Source organism: Terasakiella pusilla DSM 6293, assembly GCF_000688235.1.
Classification (GTDB): Bacteria; Pseudomonadota; Alphaproteobacteria; order Rhodospirillales; family Terasakiellaceae; genus Terasakiella; species Terasakiella pusilla.
Genome location: NZ_JHYO01000034.1, coordinates 16,340 through 34,640 on the forward strand (window position 1 = coordinate 16,340; position 18,301 = coordinate 34,640).

Annotated in this window: 22 protein-coding genes; 4 read left to right on the forward strand and 18 right to left on the reverse strand. The window is 41.8% G+C overall.

Features of this window, described 5'->3' with window-relative positions; all coding sequences use genetic code 11:
* Window positions 1-5: 5 nt before the first annotated feature.
* The 5 genes from Q397_RS0117545 to Q397_RS23215 form a co-directional block, all read right to left on the reverse strand.
* Window positions 6-1,238 carry a c-type cytochrome gene (locus Q397_RS0117545; RefSeq protein WP_156950770.1) on the reverse strand — a complete coding sequence of 411 codons (1,233 nt, stop codon included), beginning with the start codon at window positions 1,236-1,238 and terminating at the stop codon, window positions 6-8.
* Window positions 1,235-1,459: a hypothetical protein gene (locus tag Q397_RS0117550; protein ID WP_028880524.1), complete on the reverse strand. Its 225-nt coding sequence runs from the start codon at window positions 1,457-1,459 to the stop codon at window positions 1,235-1,237. The genes Q397_RS0117545 and Q397_RS0117550 overlap by 4 nt, the downstream gene beginning before the upstream one ends.
* A 135-nt stretch (window positions 1,460-1,594) precedes the next feature.
* Window positions 1,595-2,476: an RNA polymerase factor sigma-32 gene (locus Q397_RS0117555; RefSeq protein WP_028880525.1), complete on the reverse strand. Its 882-nt coding sequence runs from the start codon at window positions 2,474-2,476 to the stop codon at window positions 1,595-1,597.
* Window positions 2,445-3,068: a redoxin family protein gene (locus Q397_RS23210; RefSeq protein ID WP_051610271.1), complete on the reverse strand. Its 624-nt coding sequence runs from the start codon at window positions 3,066-3,068 to the stop codon at window positions 2,445-2,447. The genes Q397_RS0117555 and Q397_RS23210 overlap by 32 nt, the downstream gene beginning before the upstream one ends.
* 19 nt (window positions 3,069-3,087) lie before the next feature.
* Window positions 3,088-3,357 carry a DUF2933 domain-containing protein gene (locus tag Q397_RS23215; RefSeq protein WP_051610273.1) on the reverse strand — a complete coding sequence of 90 codons (270 nt, stop codon included), beginning with the start codon at window positions 3,355-3,357 and terminating at the stop codon, window positions 3,088-3,090.
* A gap of 308 nt (window positions 3,358-3,665) precedes the next feature.
* Between Q397_RS23215 and Q397_RS0117570 the strand changes: the two genes are divergently transcribed.
* Window positions 3,666-3,902 (forward strand): heavy-metal-associated domain-containing protein, encoded by a 237-nt coding sequence (locus Q397_RS0117570; RefSeq protein WP_028880526.1) that lies wholly within the window; start codon window positions 3,666-3,668, stop codon window positions 3,900-3,902.
* 13 nt (window positions 3,903-3,915) lie between these two features.
* On the opposite strand, the gene Q397_RS0117575 is transcribed toward Q397_RS0117570, so the two are convergent.
* The 7 genes from Q397_RS0117575 to Q397_RS0117605 all read right to left on the reverse strand — a co-directional run bounded on the left by Q397_RS0117575 (window position 3,916) and on the right by Q397_RS0117605 (window position 12,712).
* Window positions 3,916-5,262, reverse strand: a complete 1,347-nt coding sequence (locus Q397_RS0117575) for a HipA domain-containing protein (RefSeq protein ID WP_038014608.1) — start codon at window positions 5,260-5,262, stop codon at window positions 3,916-3,918.
* A 1-nt stretch (window position 5,263) separates the two neighbouring features.
* Window positions 5,264-5,473 (reverse strand): helix-turn-helix domain-containing protein, encoded by a 210-nt coding sequence (locus tag Q397_RS23220; RefSeq protein ID WP_038014611.1) that lies wholly within the window; start codon window positions 5,471-5,473, stop codon window positions 5,264-5,266.
* 191 nt (window positions 5,474-5,664) lie between these two features.
* Window positions 5,665-6,060, reverse strand: coding sequence for a hypothetical protein (locus Q397_RS0117585; RefSeq protein WP_028880528.1), 396 nt, complete (start codon window positions 6,058-6,060; stop codon window positions 5,665-5,667).
* 201 nt (window positions 6,061-6,261) lie between these two features.
* Entirely contained in the window at window positions 6,262-6,606 is a 345-nt protein-coding gene (locus Q397_RS23225; RefSeq protein WP_051610274.1) for a copper-binding protein, read from the reverse strand.
* A gap of 42 nt (window positions 6,607-6,648) precedes the next feature.
* A complete protein-coding gene (locus Q397_RS0117595) occupies window positions 6,649-9,810 on the reverse strand; it encodes an efflux RND transporter permease subunit (protein WP_028880529.1) in 3,162 nt (1,053 codons plus the stop codon).
* Entirely contained in the window at window positions 9,807-11,540 is a 1,734-nt protein-coding gene (locus Q397_RS0117600; RefSeq protein ID WP_028880530.1) for an efflux RND transporter periplasmic adaptor subunit, read from the reverse strand. Before Q397_RS0117600 ends, Q397_RS0117595 begins: the two co-directional genes overlap by 4 nt.
* Window positions 11,537-12,712: a TolC family protein gene (locus Q397_RS0117605; protein ID WP_169738013.1), complete on the reverse strand. Its 1,176-nt coding sequence runs from the start codon at window positions 12,710-12,712 to the stop codon at window positions 11,537-11,539. The genes Q397_RS0117600 and Q397_RS0117605 overlap by 4 nt, the downstream gene beginning before the upstream one ends.
* Window positions 12,713-13,160: 448 nt before the next feature.
* Between Q397_RS0117605 and Q397_RS25080 the strand changes: the two genes are divergently transcribed.
* Window positions 13,161-13,451, forward strand: a complete 291-nt coding sequence (locus Q397_RS25080) for a hypothetical protein (protein ID WP_156950772.1) — start codon at window positions 13,161-13,163, stop codon at window positions 13,449-13,451.
* A gap of 54 nt (window positions 13,452-13,505) precedes the next feature.
* Here the strand turns inward: Q397_RS25080 and Q397_RS23230 are convergent, their stop codons facing one another.
* Complete coding sequence (locus Q397_RS23230; protein WP_038014614.1) at window positions 13,506-14,156, reverse strand: TVP38/TMEM64 family protein; 651 nt, start codon at window positions 14,154-14,156, stop codon at window positions 13,506-13,508.
* Between the two features lies 1 nt (window position 14,157).
* On the reverse strand, window positions 14,158-16,074 hold the full coding sequence (locus Q397_RS24460) for a methyl-accepting chemotaxis protein (RefSeq protein ID WP_169738014.1): 1,917 nt from the start codon (window positions 16,072-16,074) through the stop codon (window positions 14,158-14,160).
* Window positions 16,075-16,303: 229 nt separating this feature from the next.
* Between Q397_RS24460 and Q397_RS23240 the strand changes: the two genes are divergently transcribed.
* The gene (locus Q397_RS23240) at window positions 16,304-16,498 is read left to right on the forward strand and encodes a hypothetical protein (protein WP_038014617.1); all 195 of its coding nucleotides are present in this window, start codon (window positions 16,304-16,306) and stop codon (window positions 16,496-16,498) included.
* Between the two features lie 56 nt (window positions 16,499-16,554).
* Here Q397_RS23240 and Q397_RS25515 read toward each other — a convergent pair whose 3' ends face one another.
* Both Q397_RS25515 and merF read right to left on the reverse strand, forming a co-directional pair.
* Window positions 16,555-16,764 carry a GDCCVxC domain-containing (seleno)protein gene (locus tag Q397_RS25515; protein ID WP_084149110.1) on the reverse strand — a complete coding sequence of 70 codons (210 nt, stop codon included), beginning with the start codon at window positions 16,762-16,764 and terminating at the stop codon, window positions 16,555-16,557.
* A complete protein-coding gene (gene merF, locus Q397_RS24805; RefSeq protein ID WP_084149111.1) occupies window positions 16,755-16,970 on the reverse strand; it encodes a mercury resistance system transport protein MerF in 216 nt (71 codons plus the stop codon). Before merF ends, Q397_RS25515 begins: the two co-directional genes overlap by 10 nt.
* Window positions 16,971-17,062: 92 nt before the next feature.
* On the opposite strand from merF, the gene Q397_RS0117625 reads away from it, so the two are divergent.
* On the forward strand, window positions 17,063-17,467 hold the full coding sequence (locus Q397_RS0117625; protein ID WP_051610278.1) for a MerR family DNA-binding protein: 405 nt from the start codon (window positions 17,063-17,065) through the stop codon (window positions 17,465-17,467).
* A 15-nt stretch (window positions 17,468-17,482) separates the two neighbouring features.
* Here Q397_RS0117625 and Q397_RS25085 read toward each other — a convergent pair whose 3' ends face one another.
* Window positions 17,483-17,797, reverse strand: coding sequence for a hypothetical protein (locus tag Q397_RS25085; protein ID WP_156950773.1), 315 nt, complete (start codon window positions 17,795-17,797; stop codon window positions 17,483-17,485).
* 86 nt (window positions 17,798-17,883) lie between these two features.
* The coding region (locus tag Q397_RS0117630; RefSeq protein WP_028880534.1) for a class I SAM-dependent methyltransferase at window positions 17,884-18,301 on the reverse strand (418 nt) is incomplete at its 5' end.

The window sequence follows — 18,301 nt, forward strand, 5'->3', positions numbered from 1 at the left end:
CTTCCTCAATGCATGCAGCTCATATGTCGTGGACCCTGACACGACAAGCTGTTGAAGTTCCAAAGACTTTTAATGTACGCGACAAGACTTTTTGCGTCCTCTTCACTTACATCATGTTCTTTCCAGGCAATCATACGTTCATTGCGCTCAACACCGTTCAGGATCGTTGACATGATCTGATCATCTGAATGATGCCATGCATGCATTGTATCGTTGAGCGAAGGTGCTAATGGCAAGCCTTCTTCATCAACAACTCTTGGGTCTGCGGGGTTTTCACCCACGCCTTTTTCACCATGACAGGCAACACAATTATCTTCATATAGTGTTTTACCTGCTTTAATCCGGTCAATTGAAGCATATTGATTGCCTTCGAAACTTCCCCATGTTTCACCATCATCTTTGCTAATCATCATCGCACCAGTGTCTGAGACACCATAAATGTGCTGTGGGTTTCGCGGATCAATGGTTGCGTTTAGCAGGGCGCGTTTCTGAAATTCTTTAGCATGGCGTTTCCATTTCAAATCTTTTTCAGAGGCTGTGACATAACCGTAATCATAGATAAAGGCATGTATCTGCCCCTTGTTTGTAACTTGCAGAGAAGCGACAGGTTTATCGACGGGTCCAATGCTTTTCCACGTCTTAGCTCCATCCTCACTTTTGAAAAGACCATTGAAAGTACCTGCATAGACCGTCTTAGGCTTTAAGGGGGAAACAGCAATTTCAAACATACGTTCCCCTTGAATAGGGCTCACAACTGTCCAGGTCTTACCGCCATCTGCACTGGCCTGTATATTTTCATCAACCCCGTAAAGAATACGCGGGGAAACTGCACTGATCGCCATAGTATAAAAAGAGGCTTTACCGTTTGCACCGTCACCTAATTTTTGCCAGTTCCGGCCCCCATCTTTTGAGCTAACAACACCCATTTTTTCCGTTTTACTTACATAGCCGCTTGCAAATAAGGTATTCGGATTATTGGGATGGGATATCAATTCCATGAAATAGCCTGTGTTTTTATTTAACTTTTTGACCAAGCCATTTTCTCTAACTGTGAAAACACCATGAGGTGTTGCCACGGTAAAATTTTCTTTATCTTTTGGGTTGAACACAATTCCACTGACATCTTTCAACTGGTGTAGAAAAATGTCCTGTTTTGGATCTTCTGCCTGCGCGATTGATACAGAAAGAAATCCTCCGGCTAATACTGCTGATAATTTTACAAATGCCCTCAAATTCACGAGTGCTCTCCCCCATTTTCCTCAGGTTCAATACTGTCAGCCATAACCTTGATACATTTACGAACTTGTTCAATGTCGCATCCAACCAGCTCTGCATATCCAAGTGTTTCGGTCATGGCTTCGCGTAATTCCTCTAACGATTCAATAACGATGGCACGGGCAATAAGTGGTACCTCTTGTTTCACCTTGGAAACTGAATTCAAGTTAACAATTTCACCCATTTCATCATCCTTTCATTACCCGTATTTTTGCGAATAGACGTGTCCCAAGTATGTCTGAAACACACAAGTAAATGACAAAGTGTGGCAAAAGGGGGAGTTGACAAACTTTGTCACAAAATACTCTCTTAAAGGGAGCTATGCGTTCCCATGGCAAATTTGTCTGTATGTGACATGGCGTTGAATGAAAGCTGAAATACTCTCCAGAGCACGAACCTCTAATTGACGAACACGTTCACTGGAAATACCAAAACGTTGCCCCAATTCTTTCAGTGAAGATGGTTCTTCAGCTAAGTATCTTGCTTTCACAATTTCCCGATCCCTACCTTCAAGACGACGCAAAGCAGCTTTTATTGCCTTTTTCTTTATCGCTGTTTCTTGACGAACCACTAAAACTTCTTCTTGATTTGGTCCTTCATCTTCCAAGAGGTCTTGATGCTGGGAAAAGGTATTATCTGCGATGGGTGCGTTTAACGACTGATCCCGACCAGATAGACGTTTATTGATTTGCTGCACATCTTCAACACTGGTATCAACTTTTGTTGCAATTCTCTGGGCTTGATCTTTGCTCAGTTCACCATTGTCGATAATTTCAAGCTCCCGTTTCACTCGTCTCAATGAGAAAAACAGTTTCTTTTGTGCATTCACTGTCCCCAAAGGAACCAGTGACCAGTTCTTTAAAATGAAATCATTTACAGAGGCCTTGATCCACCACATCGCATAAGTAGAAAGCCGGACTTCCTTTGATAGATCGAATTTATGGAGTGCTTTGAGTAAACCTATATTTCCTTCTGCAATCAAATCAGCAACAGGCAATCCATAGCCTTTTGCATCCATCGCAATTTTAACAACCAGACGCAAATGACTGGTGATAAGGGTTTCTGCTGCTGATGGACATTGGGCATGAAGAAAGTCCGATAAGTATTTCTTTTCCTCTTCAGCAGATAGAATGGGATATTCCCATGCTTTTCTCAAATATGCTTGAAGTTCATCTGTATTCTGGGGGGTATATATGCTCATCCTGCTTTCCATATTTGGTGATCAAAGGTAAAACGTCTTGATTAAAACGATCAATATCCATGCTGCCCATATGTCGATAAACGACTTGGCCTTTGTTATTTAAAAGGAAGATTTCCGGCAAACCATAAACTCCCCATTTTGAAGCAACTTCTCCATTAAGGTCGGCACCGATCTTGGTAAATGGATTACCGTGACGATCCAGCCATAAACGGGCATCTTCTGGTCGGTCTTTATAATTCAGGCCGTAAACAGGAAGCCCCTGCTCAGTTGATAATTTTAAAAGGAAATTATGATTTTCCTGACATTCTTCACACCAGGAAGCAAAAACGCTGACCAGAGAATACTGACCAAGGAAGTCATTTGAGTTCAACCCTGAAACTTCTCCTTCGACGGGAGGAAGGGAAAAGATCGGTGTGTTATTTCCAACCGATTCATCCGGGCTGTCAAAATTTAAAAAACTGTATGCACTAAATAAAATTGTTATCAGGCCTAAAGCGATCAGAACAGGCGTATATGTGGAAACATAGTGAGTTTTTTTTCTTTCAGCCTGTTCTGATACATGATGAAGGTGAATGCTATGGTGGCTGCCCATGACAAACTCCTTTCCAGGTTTATGGATTGGTTTTAGGGATGCCGTGATGGTTTGCGTTCAGTTGTTTCGTCTGCTTTTTTTCTCCATCATGAGAATCATGACAACTCTTTCCTGTCATTTTCATCATGAGGAAATGAACGCCTACACAGGCAATTAACGGAGCCAAAGCGGCTAATGTACTTCCTTCTGCAATACCACTGGCAAACACGAAGTAGGCTCCAACCATTGCAATACAACAAACCAACATCATTCCCATATGGGAACCAAAGAATGATTTGAGGTGTTTCATAATTTATCTCCGTTTTCAAAAGGGTGAACGAAAGTGGAAAGGGGAACGATGGTTTATATTGGAGGATATCATCATCGTTTTGTTTCCCACCTTCGTTCAGAGGGGCAATTCACGAGAGAAGGGCAATCTCTCTGTTGATCAAGTGTATTAAACCGCACTTCCTTGTCTGAAGTGTGTCTGGAAACCCATTACTTGGTGACAGTTTTTGTCAATCCCAGGACTTGTCACACTTTGCTACAGTTATGCTTTTGCATATTTCTGATGATCTGACCATTTTAAGATCAGACAAGTTTTAAAGGAGTATTCAAATGCAAACAGTCACGCTTAAAGTTGACGGTATGAAATGTGGCGGATGTGCAGCTAATGTTGAAAAACAGCTAAATGCAGAGAATGGCATTGGGCACGTATCAGCATCCCATACAGAAAAATCTGTAATAGTTTCATACGATCCAGAAGTAACTTCTCTAGCTAATATTATCGAAACAATTGAAGATGCGGGTTTTGACGTTCTGCTTATCGGAGACTATGATCAGCTTGCATCTTAAGAAACAGAGCCCTCTATCCATCAATTTGTGGATTGAGGAATGCGTTTGATTTTATGTCTTCATCCCAGTTGAAATCGAAATCAAAACCAAATTCTTGAGACAGATGATAACAACGCATGGCCATCACTTCTGCAATCTTACGCTCGGCTGTCGCTTTGCCTTTTGTCTTCTGGGTTTCTTCAATTAGAGGCTTTAGGGTCCCAATCATTTTTTCGGCTTCCTTTTTAAACGAAGAGAAGCCAAGTTTTGTTTCTTTACACATTTTTTGGAAATGGTCTTTGCCTACAATTGCAGGGTTATATTCTCCCCCGATGTGCATTGCGAGATCTTCATTCATTTCATCGTAGAGACATGTTGATATAAGGTCATAGGCAGGTGCGAATTCAAATTTATCTTCATCTTTATATATAAATGAAAAGTTCTTACCGTGAGCATCCTGATTTTCAACGATATAATTGAAGATAACTAATTTAATAATCTGTTGAATCCCATGAATAACGTTTTTACCCTTTTTCGTAATGTTTACGAGATTTGAAATGCCCGGTCCAGTATCGTTGCCTGTCACTGCAGAATATTCTTGATATTTGTAATCTGGTGAAAGGCCCAAGATTTGGCACAGGTCTTCCATATGATAGGGGCGCACTTGCCCCTCAGTTTCATAACGATCAAAACGTTTAATTAATAAGGCTGGGATAAGCCCTTTTTCCCCATGCAAAAAACATTTGTAAACGTCAGCAGCATCAATTCCCACTTCTCTTGCTAAGGTCATACAAAAGTACTCATTATCCACACTATGTGGAAGGTCAGGGTTCACTTCAGGCTTAATTATAAAATTACTGAGACTACGATTTTCACATGTGTAAATTGGAAATGCCGTTGTTTTTGTTTCTTCTGTTTCCGGAAGGTCTCTGTCGTTTAGGACAATAGATGCCTTTGCTTGAGCACCGGCAAGTGAAATGCGGGTTTTGAATTTTATACCTGCAATGTCACCTTTGGCTTTATCAATCAATTCTTGATGAGTTAGTGTATTTAGATCAGGCGTATCTAAAATGTTTGGCTTTGCACCTTCATGAACAACTGATATTGCCCCAGCTGTTTCCCGTCCAATCTTTGAGAGTAGATTGAAATCATCTTTTTTGTGAACCTCTAGAGCCTTGCAAATTTTGGCTTTACGCTTGTCTTCAGGAAGAATGTTCTCAAAGAAGGGGCCGCAAATATCAAAAGGGATAGGGTTCTCAATACCAATGAACTGGTTTGAGATGGCTTTGCTATGGTCGAGCACTTCTAACTCATACTCGTGCATCTGAGTTTCTCTGAGTTTGCCAACGAGGTGGTCAGCTAGATAAACATCCAAAACCATCTTACTTACTCTCTGCTATCAATTGGATGTCTAGAACATTTAAAATAGCCAGAATATTTTCTAAGCGCTTTGTACCAGGCGAATTCTCAATCTTTGATAAGGTTGACATAGCTATACCTGTGGCCAGATGAACATCTTCAAGCCTTAAGCCCATTGTAATACGTTTCTCTTTAATGAGACGTCCAATATCAGCAGGATCAGAAATAATCATAAAACACCTATATTTAGCGAAGACGCTAAATATCACCTATTTTTCTCAAAATTTCAACTTTTTTAGCGAAGGCGCTAAATATGAAGCATTTTTGCTTTTTATTTATGATATTTAGTGAAGTCGCTAAATAAAAAATCAGCCAGGCCAAGGCCCAGCTGATTTCAAAATGTAAGATGAAGAAGTTCGGTTTTTTAATGTGTCTCGAATTTGTAGAACACTCCTTTGTCATCATCATATGAATGATCTGCCGCCGGTTCTGTTTGTTCATGAGGGCCTTTACTGACCATATCTGTCCCATACTTGGGATTAGGTATCTGAACAACTTTGAAGTAGGTCCCATTATCATCAGCTTCATAACCAGGCATTGGAGAGTTCGATACCTTTGTGACCGTCATCATTTTGCTGTTAGGATAATACCCGGTATCTTTTTCAACATATTTCATGCGTGTGTAATTTCTTGTCCCGTCATCATAGGTGAAACCCGGTTTCCAAGTATCAGAATATTCAATGACTGAACCGGCTTGAGCACCGAAAGACATAGCAGTAGTAGCGGCAATAGCGATTGCAAAAAGTGAAGAGCGTTTCATAAGTTTTCCTTTTGTTAGGTTAGTGTGTTTCGCTAAAAAGGAATATGATGGATAGGCTTGTCAGTTGTTTGTCATAAATGTTTCTTTTTGCGACAAAAACATCTTAATTTGAAACAAAATATTTCATCCTAATATACTGTTATAAAACAAAAAAAAGAGGCGCTATTAAAGCACCTCTTTTAAATCATTATGGTCGACGTATTAGTGAGCCATTTTGATGCCCATGATTTCGTACATACCACCTTTACCTTTACCTAATGTAAATTCGACATCCTGGCCTGGTTTAACTTTGCTGACGTCAACACCTTCAGCAACAGCAAAGTCCATTTTCATTGGAGGCCAACCAAGCTCTTTGATTTTACCGTGGGAGATGTTGACCTTACCGTCTTTAACCGCATTTACCTTACCGGTCGCATTGATGCCAGCCATGTTCATTTCATGGCCTTTCATATTTTTCATATCACTGTGATCAGAACCGGCAAGTGCCGCTGTGCTCATAAAGCCAATTGTAAGGGCAGCCATAGCAATTGAGAGTGTTTTTTTCATTTTAGTCTTTCCTTTAGTGGAGTTGTAAATAAGGGGTAAGGATCAGGAAGCTGCTTCTTGAGCTTCCAGTTTTTTTAGTTTCTTTTCCGCTTTTTTCATCTGCGCGCGCTTCCAAATAACAAACACAGCTGGAATAATTAGAAGAGCAAGTGCGGTCGCACTAATCATGCCGCCAACCATTGGCGCAGCAATTCGTCGCATGACTTCCGAGCCAGTACCTGAACCGAACATGATCGGGAGCAAACCGGCAATGACAACAGAGAAAGTCATCATAATCGGACGCACACGGAGTAAGGCCCCTTCGATCACGGATTGGTTCAGGTCTTCATAAGAAATCCTACGATCAGGAATGGCATCCATCTTTTTATCTAGAGCCTGATTGAGATAGACCAGCATCAAAACACCGATCTCAACAGCAACACCTGCGAGCGCAATAAAGCCGACCCCAACAGCAACTGAGAAGTTATATCCCAGCAAATAGAGGAGCCAAACGCCACCGACCAAGGCAAAAGGTAACGTCCCCATGATGATGCCGACTTCAATCAAGTTTTTGAAGTTGAGGAAGAGCAGAACAACAATGATGGCAATTGTGACAGGGACAACTACTGACAGTTTTTGTTTTGCGCGTTCCATAAATTCATACTGACCAGACCATGCAATCGAATAACCCGCAGGCAACTTAATTTGATCCGCGACAGCTTTCTTCGCATCAACCACATAGGAACCAAGATCACGATCAGCAATATCCACATAGATCCAACCGTTAAGGCGCGCATTTTCAGAACGGATCATGCCAGGGCCACCCACAACCTTCACATCGGCGACTTCTGCCAATGGAATTTGTGCACCACTTGGCGTGACGATGGGTAATGTTTTGACCTGATCAACAGAATCACGCACATCACGGGGGTAACGCAGGTTGACGGGGTAACGTTCACGGCCTTCAACGGTACGTGTCACGGTCATGCCACCAATAGCGGTTTTAACGACATCTTGGACATCTTGAATATTCAGGCCGTAACGTGAGGCTGCAGCACGGTCAATATCAACAGTGACGTATCGACCGCCAGTTACACGTTCTGCATATACAGATGCTGTACCTGGAACATTTTTAACAACCTTTTCAATTTCTTCACCAACTTTGGCAATAACGTCAAGATCAGGCCCCGCGACTTTGATACCAACAGGTGTTTTAATGCCTGTCGCCAACATATCAATCCGGTTTTTAATCGGCATGATCCAAGTATTGGTCAGGCTTGGCACGTTGACGATTTGGTTCAATTCTTTCTTCAAATCATCCATGGTTACGCCTTCGCGCCATTGATCTTTGGGCTTCAGCTTAATCGTTGACTCAATCATGGTCAGTGGTGCCGGATCTGTTGCACTTTCTGCACGACCCGCTTTACCGTAAACGGTTTCCACTTCAGGGATTGTTTTGATCAATTTATTGGTTTGCTGGACAACCTCACTCACCTTACCAACCGAAATGGCTGGAAATGCGCTTGGCATATAGAGAAGGTCGCCTTCATCCAATTCTGGCATAAACTCGCTACCCAAATTTTTCAGGGGCCAGGCCGCTGTCATTGCAAGCGCAAGGCAAACAATGATGAGTGATTTGGGGAAACGTAATGCCGTATTGATAAAGGGACGATACATGGCAATCAAAGCACGGTTTACCGGGTTTTTATGTTCATGAACAACACGCCCACGAATGAAGTACCCCATAAGAACCGGGACCAAAGTGATTGAAAGAATAGCCGCCGCACCCATTGCATATGTTTTTGTAAATGCCAAAGGTGAGAAAAGACGGCCTTCTTGTGCTTCTAATGTAAATACTGGCACAAAACTTAATGTAATGATCAGAAGAGAGAAGAAGAGCGGCGCACCCACTTCACCTGCTGCCTGAGAAATAACCCGCCATCGATTTTCATCCGTCAGTTCGGTTTTCTCCATATGTTTATGGACATTCTCAATCATCACAATGGCAGCATCAACCATGGCACCAATGGCAATGGCAATCCCGCCAAGGGACATGATGTTGGCATTGATCCCTTGCTGCCCCATGATAATAAAGGCGGCAATGATCCCGACAGGTAAACTGGCTACAATGACAAGGGCAGATCGAACATGGAAAAGGAAGATTGCACAAACAAGGGCAACAACAAGAAATTCTTCAAGTAACTTTTCTTGTAATGTTTCTACGGCGCGTTCAATCAAGCCTGAACGGTCATAAGTTTCTACAACCTCGACTCCTTCGGGCAGACCTTTCTTTAATTCTTCAATTTTTGCTTTGACTGCATCAATGGTTGTTAGGGCATTTTCACCCCAACGCATAATAATGACGCCGCCAACAGCTTCACCTTCACCGTTCAATTCACCGATACCACGGCGCAATTGTGGACCGACGCGAATATCGGCGACATCGCCCATTGTGATAGGTGTCCCCGTTGAGGTTGCCCCAAGTGGGATTGCACGCAGATCATCTTCGGATTGAATATAGCCGGTCGCACGTACCATATATTCAGCTTCTGCCATTTCAATAACAGAACCGCCAACTTCTTTGTTGCCATTCTTAATGGCCATACGAACTTTGGCTAAAGGAATACTAAATGCACGAAGTTTATCGGGGTCCACGATCACTTGATATTGCTTCACCATCCCGCCAATTGTGGCAACTTCGGATACGCCGGGAACTGTTTGAAGCTCAAACTTTAAGAACCAGTCTTGAATGGAGCGCAGTTGAGAGAGGTCATGCTTACCTGATTTATCTACCAATGCATATTGATAGACCCAGCCAACGCCTGTTGCATCCGGTCCCAATGCAGAACGCGCTTCTGGTGGTAGGTTCGGGGCTACTTGACTGAGATATTCAAGCACACGTGAACGCGCCCAATAGAGGTCCGTACCATCTTCAAAAATCACATACACATATGAATCACCGAAGAAGGAATAACCACGTACATTTGTCGCACCAGGTACAGACAGCATCGCTGTGGTTAGTGGATAGGTAACTTGATCCTCCACAACTTGGGGAGCTTGACCTGGGTAGCTTGTTTTTATAATAACCTGAACATCTGATAGGTCGGGAATTGCATCAAGCGGTGTTTTACTCACCGAATACGCCCCCCATCCGACGAATAGGATTGTCAGCAAAATAACGATCAATCGGTTATTTACTGACCATTGAATGATATTGGAAATCATTGGGCGTTACCCTTTTCCATCACTTCAACAGAGCCTAGGCCATACATACCTTCTGCATCTTTACTCAGCCCAAAACGAATTTTGTCACCGGCTTTTAAGGTTGCGATATCAAAATCACCGAGCTTGGTGAAATCCATTTCCATTTCAGGCCAGCCGATTTCCGGGATAGGAGCATGCTTCATATTGATGATGCCATTTTCAACAGACACGGAATTAATGACACCTTCCCCATAAGCTTCGATTTTTGGACCCGTCATCTCCATGATTTTAGAAATACCCCACATGCCCTCTTCATCCTGGGCAAGCGTGATATGAACAGAGTCATTTTCGTTTAGACCCTCTAGTGATGCATCATGCAGGAGTTTGAAATCCATGGTCATGGCCGGCCAGCCAATTTCTGGAATGGGCTCATGGGTCAAGTTGACCATGCCATGATCAGCCATAAGTGTATTTACCTTAGCCATTGTAGATGGTGCGGGCTTTGATTCTTCGCCCTCAGTAGCTTCTTCCGTATCTGAAAGGCGTTGAATACTGGCAGACAGGCTTGCTTCTGAATCAATAAGGAACTGGCCAGACGTCACTACAGTGTCATTTTCGGATATGCCTTTTTTAATTTCAATACGCTGATTAGCTTCAATACCACTAATGACTTCAACAGATTTGAAACGTCCTTCCCCGAGAGACAGAACCAAACGATCCCTTTTCCCTGAACGAATAACAGCTTCACGCGGTACTGTGAGAACATCATCTTTGCCCACGCCAGAAATACTGACTTTGGCATACATATTCGGTTTGAGTTCTTCATTCGGGTTGTCAAACTTCAAACGAACTTTGAGTGTGCGTGCCTTGGCATCAAGGGTTGGATAGATGTATTCAACTTTTCCTTCCCAATGCTTACCTGGTGCATAAGACAAGTTCATTCTTGCCTCTTGGCCGACTTCTACAGCTTGGGCCTGATCTTCAAAAACATCAGCAAGCAACCATACCGATGAAAGATCTGCTAATGTAAATGTGCTTTTCTTTTGGGTAATGTACATGCCATCACGCACATTCATAGAAGACACCACACCATCCTGTGGAGCGCGAACTTTAACCAGTCGTTGGATTTTACGATTTTTGCGAAGCGCATTAATCTCAGCACGACCAAAATCTAAAGCACGTAACCTTTCTGCTGAAGCCGCAATGAGGCCTTTACGCCCAGTTTGTAAGGCTTGAAGGTATTCTGCTTGGGCATTGGCCAAATCAGGTGTGTAATATTCAAAAAGTAATTGACCACGTTTGACCCGTTCACCAACGGATTTTACAGCTAGTTTTTCGATCCAACCGTCCGAGCGAACATGGACCTGTTGAATTTTACTTTCATCATAATCAAGATAGCCAACCGTTTCGATGTTACGTGACAAATCCAACCGTTCTACGGGTGCTGTACGCACACCGATGTTATTTACAACAGACGGTTTGATTTTAATGGCACCGGAATCATCATCATTATTTTCCTGACCTTCATATACAGGGATCAAATCCATCCCCATTGGGGACTTGCCCGGATTGTCGCTACGGAAATTCGGATCCATCGGAGCCACCCAATAAAGAACTTTTTTCTCAGCACTTTCGCTTGATGACATGGAACTGGCTGAACCGCCGAGCATTCCTGATTGTTGGGCACCATACATGCCAATTGCGCCCAATAATCCAGCGGATAGGGCGATGATCACTGTTTTAGAACTCACAGTGTTTCTCCTTGAAGATATTGAAGGCGGACGAGGGATTTTGAACTATCGATTTCGAGGCGAAGTCGTTTCAATTGTGCTTCCAGTTCAGAAACACGTGCACGAACGAGCGCATCAAAATCTGAGGCTTCATATTGATATGCTGTGATTGCAGCTGAGACGTTATCTTTGGCACGTTTTAAAACTTGCTCATCGAAGTTTAATAGGCGTTGCTGTGTGCGTTCATATGCTGCTGTTTCAATATGATATTGACGGGTTAATTCACGCAATTGCTCTTCTGCACGAAGGCGAGCGGCGGCAGCCTGATGTTTACGTGCACTTAGTTTGCGGTCCTGTCGAGGCCCGGTAAAAAATGGCAAACTCATCGAAAATTTTAGACTGACTAAATCAGATCTTGTTTCACCCATAGGCGTATCTTGTCGATAACCATATGAAGCACCTACACCAAATTTTGGACCATAATCAGCTTCAGCCAATTTAACTTTTCGCTCCCATACAGCCTCTTTCTGATTAAACACCTTCAAAGTTGGGTGATTTTTTACAGCTCGTAGAAAGTCATCTTCTTTAAACGGTTTTGCAAAAACGGGGGTGTGCTCAGGAAGTGTTCGCGCTGCAATATTTTCCCCTGTCCATTTACTCAGATTTGCTTTTGCAATATCCAAATTTTTGATTGCGCCAAGAGAACGATCATCTAACAAACTGGACGCAAGTTCTGCAGCGATTACACGTTGTGCACTTATACGGCCCGAACTGTAAATTGCTTGGACTGAACGGATATCGTCTTCAACGAGGTCTTTGTAATCCTCTAGAATGAGCAGAGCTTTCTTCCAATAAATCGCATCAAGCCAAGACAAACGCACAGCTTTTAATGAGAGAAGCTTACGGGCTTCTTCATTTGCTCTATCAACTCGGGAAAGTGCTGTTGCAATTTCGGTCTTTGCATCCAGAACATCAAAATTCGGGATTTGTTGGGTGATGCCGACCTGAAACTGGGTCATTGCTTCTTGATCAGTATTGAATGTATCAGTCGGTAAATTCAGCGCCCCTAAACTGATTTTGGGGTCAGGTAATTGCCCAGCTGAAACTGCAAGGTCTTCTTGTGCCAATGCACTGCTTTGGAATTTTCGTGAAAGAGGATCAGTTTCCAAGGTCAGCTTTTCAGCTTCTGACAATGTCAACTCCTGTGCGAAAGCACCAGACGACATAAGGCTTAACGCAAGGGCGCTAACGGCTAAGGCCCGAATTTTATTCATAGGCCTACACCCCATTGAGAAACACCAGTATTCAACATTCTTCTTCCTTTCATTCACCAAAAGCCTTTTGCAGCGCAAAAAACTACGATGGGGAATGTGCCTTAGGAATGTGGCGGAGTTTTTTCAAAACTGAGTCAAGTTGTGCCAAATTGTAACAAAGTGTGTCAATTTCAGCAGATTGCTTAATTTCTAGAAAGGATCGAGACTACATACACTAATGAGGTTTTTTAGAATTTAATTAAACTTTTCCAACTCAAAAAAAAATTGTGACAAAGTCTGACAAACAACTTGGCTGAAAAAAATGAGTAAAACGGCTGTGCTAATTTTGAAATCATAACCCAAAGCAAGAACTCAGCTAGGTTTTGTTATGAATATTACAGCGCCACTTGATTATGAACGATATGCAGTTTTGCTAAACCCTCTTCTTATCCCAGATACAGGAAGCGTTCAGGCTTTTCGCTACAATGCAAATGTATCACCTGTTTTACAAACTGCATCTACAGCTAATCATCACAAAGGGAATGAAACCAATCCCCAAATTGGGGCAAACAATGATGTCATAGAAAACAAGAACCGGATCATCTTGCGAAAATCCGTTCCCTTTTCACGTCCGTCACCTGAGACTGGTCGAGGACAAAATATAGACATTTGGGCCTAGAATCTAATTCCAGTCAAACCGGCGATTCCAAACACAGCAGGATTGAAGGTATGCTTAGGTTTTTAATCTCCGTTTACATATTTTAATAGCAACCGGTAGAGCCATAATGCATCCGAGTACAAGTACTGAAATGACTATACGTTCTGTATTAAATGAAGAGAATTCTTCTCCGAAATGAGCCAATAGAAAACTCGCTGGAATGATCCCCGCTAAAGTCGCAATGGCAAAGCGCCATGCTGAGATCGACGATAAACCAGCTGCGTAGCTTACAATATCAAATGACACAAACGGAAGAAGTCTTGAGATAAAGACAATTCCCATAATAACATTTTGAGACCCCAAAAAACGTCTTGAGATAGCTTCAGTATCTATCCATTTATTTAGGAACTCGTGTCCAAAATAACGAGCTAGACCGAACGCAATTATTGCACCCAACTCAGCACCAATAAGAATATAAATAGTTCCCCAAAGATGTCCATAAAGTGCACCTGCGATCAAAGCAATAGGTGCACTGGGCAAGGGAGCAAGCACAATAGCTGTTGTCATCAAAATAATGATCGCTATTGGCCCTAAATCCCTCAATTCTTGAACAGCATTTTTAAGCTCTTTTGTATCAAAGAAGGTTTCCAGAAGTCCAGTTGAGTCAAAATAAATATACAGTCCAAATAGTATCAATATACTGATTAAGAACAGTATGTTTTTCATTTTAAGTGTCCCTAGTAACGCGTTTCAAGAAAACGCTTACAGACTGGCTTAATTGATCACTTCTGCACTGCAATTTCTCAGCAACACCTTGGACATGACCTGCTGCATCACCAGTCGATTTTGCTGATGACGCAACCTGTTCAATATTCTCTGAAACTTCACTTGATGTTTCAGAAGCTTGATTCGAATTTGAAGCGATACTAGCTGTCGCCTGTCTCTGATCTTCAACATGGTCTTGGACTTCTGAGGCCAAAGTATAGATATTCTGTATCGTGTCCGATATCTGGTTGATTGCAGATACAGCACCTGCTGCTTCACCTTGAATACCGGAAATCTGAGTGACAATTTCTTCAGTTGCTCGTGCTGTTTGATTTGCCAAGTTTTTCACTTCGCTTGCAACAACAGCAAATCCTTTCCCAGCATTTCCAGCACGTGCTGCTTCAATCGTTGCATTCAGTGCTAATAAATTGGTTTGGGCTGCAATATCATTGATCAGGTTTACGACTGTTCCAATTTCATCAGCAGCAGCTTCCAATTGAGCAATTTTATTTGTAGCATTTTTGGCATCAGATACAGCTTGTTGGGAAATTGATGACGTATTGCCAATTTGCGTGCCTATTCCGCTGATTGTATCGACCAGGACTTCAGAATTTTCGGAAATTTCTTTCACATTGGCTTCCGCTTGAAGAGCTGCAGATGCGACAGAACTACTTAACCGGTTTGTTTCTTCTGCTGCTCCTGACATTGTCGAAGAGGATGTTTCCAATACATTGACGAGTTGAACAATATCTTCTGAAATCTCAGAAATATCATTTTCAAAGGTTTGAATAGCTTTTTCCATCTCCACACGTTCTTCTTCTTGTGCCCGTTGATGTTGTTCTTTTTCTTTTTGCAGAACGTTACGCTCTTTTAGTGTTCCCTTTAATTTATCAAGGGCAATTGCAATTGAGGCAAACTCATCATTGCGATTTAATCCAGGCGTAATGAAGTCCGTTTCATTGTTTGTGAGTTTGGTTAAGGCATCAGAAATGCTGAGCACGGGAGATGTTAAGCGTTTTGCAAAGTAATAGGTCGAAATCACAACCAAGCTCAAAATAACCACGCCAAAAATAATGGACAGCGTCATATTTTCAGATTGAATGGTTGCAGCGCTCGATTTATCTAAGATGACACTGACAAATCCAATCGTCTTTTCATCTTTATCTTTTAATGGTGTACTCAGGCTTTCTGAGGGCTTTCCATTAACAGAGAGATTCAACCTGTTCTGTCCTGTTTTTGCTGAAACAATTAATGCTTCCCTCAATGACTTTTGGTCCGCTTCATCAATGGTCGCTGCAACTATCGAGCTACTTTGAATATTGGTCCCTAACATCAACACGACATCGGCATCATATGCCTCTTTAAAGTGTTCAAGCATAGAGAAATTGATTGGCGCCGTTAATGTAACGCTGCCAATGGCACGACCTTCAATACTCACATTTCCACTGGCTTCTGATTGCAACTGCCCATTTTGAATTGAAAGACCATGCCCAGAAGCTGCGTTCTTGTGGGAAGATCCGTGATCTTCCTCTTTATCATTGGCTACGATAGCTTTGGAAAGATTTACAGCGTCAATATGATAAAATTGACTTAATTCCCCTGTTAGCTGATTTGATTTCTCAGCTAAGTCATTTTCTGCGTCACTTTCAAAAGCCCGCTGGATATCAATACGTTCATTTAAGAGAGAGGCGACTGTTTTCAGTCCTTTCGCTTCATTCTCAAGAGATGTTTGAAAGCTTTTGCTTAAGGCATGCAGTTCATGTTCAGAAAGCATATTACTTAATTGGTCACTTCGATAATGATTGAAAACCATCAAGGAAAGCAAAACCAATAATGCCGGTAGAAATACGTTCAGGGAAATCTTGGTTACAATTTTCATTTTGGCCCACATTGATTGTCGTTACATGCGAGCTATTTAACATCAGCATTGTTGCTTCAAGATGTCTATTCCCTCCTATTTGGTGACAAACTTTTTCAATACCGGGACTGGTAAAAGATTGTCACAAGTTTGATGTGAGTTCAGACAGGAGTGACAAACTTCTGAATACTTTTGCCTGTTTAATTGAGCCACTGAAATACGCATTTTCATAAAGTTAAGGAGAAGAAACATGGTCGATAAAATTGGAGCTGCAGCCGCAACTGTGATCCAAACTGGAATGGTCGGATCAGATACAAACAATGGGCCTGGTTTTGCTGAAGAACTTGCAAAGCAACTTGATGAAAAACAACAGAATAGCTGTTGTGGTGGCAACAAAGAGGATAAAGAGGCTGTACCAAGCCTTACCCCAGCCACATCATCATGAAAAACTAAATCCCGGACATGTCATACTCGTACTGTCCGGGTTCAACATCCTGAAAATTAAGAACAACATTTTCCTTCTTGAATGGGTGGGCAAGGGATGTCTGCATAAGAACAATAAACACAACAGTCTCCCTGATGTGGTTTCAATACTGTTCCACAGCCTTTACAGTCATAGAAATACTGGCATGAATCTGTAGGCATTGTTTCTTTCTCTTGATGTCCGCATTTCGGGCAGGTGATTGTTGTTTCAAGAATTGTCATTTGCATGTCCTCTTTCTATTAAGTCTTAGCAGGGCAATGATTGTAATGAAAACAAAACCTCCTAAAGAGGGAAGGAGAAGCCAATCAATCCATCCTAACCAAGCCGAAAGACCAATACCGCCAAGAACAATGACAAGAAAAGGCGTAAAACAACATATTGCCATTGCAATGCTGCCTACGACACCTGTTTTCAACCAAGATTTATCATTCATTGTGCTCTCGTATTTGTGATTTTGAAATTAATAAAATTCATCATACAATCTGCAATAATTACAGGTTCAAGCATTTTATTTTAGGTTTAATAATGGGTATTGGTGAACTGGCGAAAATTGGCAATTGCAGCGTCGAAATTATTCGCCATTATGAAAAATTAAAGCTGTTAACGTCTCCACCGCGTACCAATGGTGGTCATAGGCAATATGGAGCACTTCATGTCCAACAACTGTCTTTTATTCGCAATAGCCGAAGCTTGGGATTCAGCCTAGATGAAACCGCTGAGCTTTTAGCAATGATTTCCACTCAGAACGTCTCGTGTAAAAAAGTAAAAAACATAGCTGAAAAACAGTTAACCAGGGTCCGGGAACGTATCTTGGAATTCCAACAAATGGAAGCTTCTCTAGTTCGTGCAGTCAATAAATGCCATGGTGAAGATGAACCGGACTGTGCCTTTGTTGAGCATGCTTTTCTGATGGGAACTGTCATAAGGTGATGAGCTTGGGTTTACCTATTTTGGAGCTTTGTTACAACAATGGGCAGGGACTTTGAGATTTGCCCGTATGTTTTGATCTGACATTGACCAATATGCATATAACAATTTATGGAAGATTGAATTTTTCACACAAAGCCCAATATTTTCAAACTTCGAATGAAGGTCTGAAAAATCAACACTGTTTAAATCATATTCGATTTTCAAACGTGTAGGAGACTGTAGCCTATACTCTGATATTGCTGAAATTTCACTTAAGGAAGATTCTAGCTTGTCAGTAAGCTCAACTGGCTGAGAAAGTGCAACCGAACGCGTAACATTAAACTTTTTCATATCTGGCACCTGAGAAAAAAACGAGGAGGAAACGGAGTTTAGATAAAGGGGTGTTTCCTCCCCGCTCTAATTCAATTTATATGATTTCAACGAGTAACTAAGATTGTAAATTCGGTTTCCTTTTTATTGAAAATGATTTCAGATTTCTCAGAAAGTGTGGATAGGCAAAATTGGTGAAAACTGTTAGCATCAGCATAATATAACCATTCTTCTTGTGCATTGTTTTGGCTTAATAAATTAAACGCGACCCCTCTTTTTGACTTATTGTACATCTCACAGATTGATGTTTTTACAAATTCAGTCCAGCTTTCTTCACTAGCTGTTGCCCTCATATTAAATGTGCCTGAAGCGAAGGAATAGTCGGCCATATTGTTTGGGAATGGTAAAATCTCAAAAAAGGCTCGATCATCACTACCGTGCATATTTTGCGCTTTTTCAATCATTTCTGGACAAATGTCATAACCAAAAAAACGGCCATTTTTCATATAAGGTTTATCCTTTAGG